Genomic DNA, 1,102 nt, shown 5'->3' on the forward strand with positions numbered 1-1,102 from the left:
AACGTGTATTCTGTTGGTACAACCATCACCAGTTTAAGCCCAACCGTTACAGGTACCGTGACTAGCTATAGCATTTCGACTCCATTACCAACGGGTTTATTATTCAATACCACCACTGGGGTAATTAGCGGAAACCCTTCTGTCACTAGTCCGGCAACAGATTATACTGTTACGGCTACCAATGTCACAGGTAGCACTACAGCCGTTGTCAGGATAACAGTCAATGCAGCCGCTCCAAGCGCATTAAGCTATACAACTCCCAACGTGTATTCTGTTGGTACAACCATCACCAGTTTAAGCCCAACCGTTACAGGTACCGTGACTAGCTATAGCATTTCGACTCCATTACCAACGGGTTTATTATTCAATACCACCACTGGGGTAATTAGTGGAAACCCTTCTGTCACTAGTCCGGCAACAGATTATACTGTTACGGCTACCAATGGCACGGGTAGTACTACAGCTGTTGTCAGGATAACGGTCAATACAGCTGCACCAAGTGGTTTGAGTTATACTACCCCACATGTATACACGGTAGGGTCAGCCATTACCGCATTGAGTCCGACGGTAACGGGAGGTGTGAATTCCTATTCAATTGCTCCTGCCCTACCTACAGGTTTAAGTATTAACACCACAACGGGTGTAATAAGTGGTACACCTACTGTGACTAGTGCAGCTACCAATTATACAGTAACTGCCACGAATGGTTTCGGAAGTACGACTTCAAACCAAATTAATATTACAGTCAATGCAGCCGCACCAAGCGCATTAAGCTATACAACTCCAAATGTGTATACTGTGGGATCAACTATTACTAGTTTATCTCCAACGGTTACAGGGACAGTTACTAGCTATAGTATTTCGACTCCATTACCAACGGGTTTATTATTCAATACCACCACTGGGGTAATTAGCGGAAACCCTTCTGTCACTAGTCCTGCAACAGATTATACCGTAACTGCTACCAATGGCACGGGTAGTACTACTGCAGTTGTACGTATTACCGTTAATAATGCAGCACCGACAGGCTTGAGTTATACTACTCCAAATGTGTATACCGTTGGATCAACTATTTCTAGTTTATCACCAACGGTTACAGGGA

General features: G+C 44.3%; 1 protein-coding gene. It reads left to right on the forward strand.

What is annotated here, in order from left to right:
- Positions 1–1,102: putative Ig domain-containing protein (locus U0R11_RS13490; RefSeq protein WP_406752343.1), on the forward strand; the 1,102-nt coding region annotated here is incomplete at both ends.

Source organism: Aquirufa salirivi, from assembly GCF_045310485.1.
GTDB classification, from domain to species: Bacteria; Bacteroidota; Bacteroidia; order Cytophagales; family Spirosomataceae; genus Aquirufa; species Aquirufa salirivi.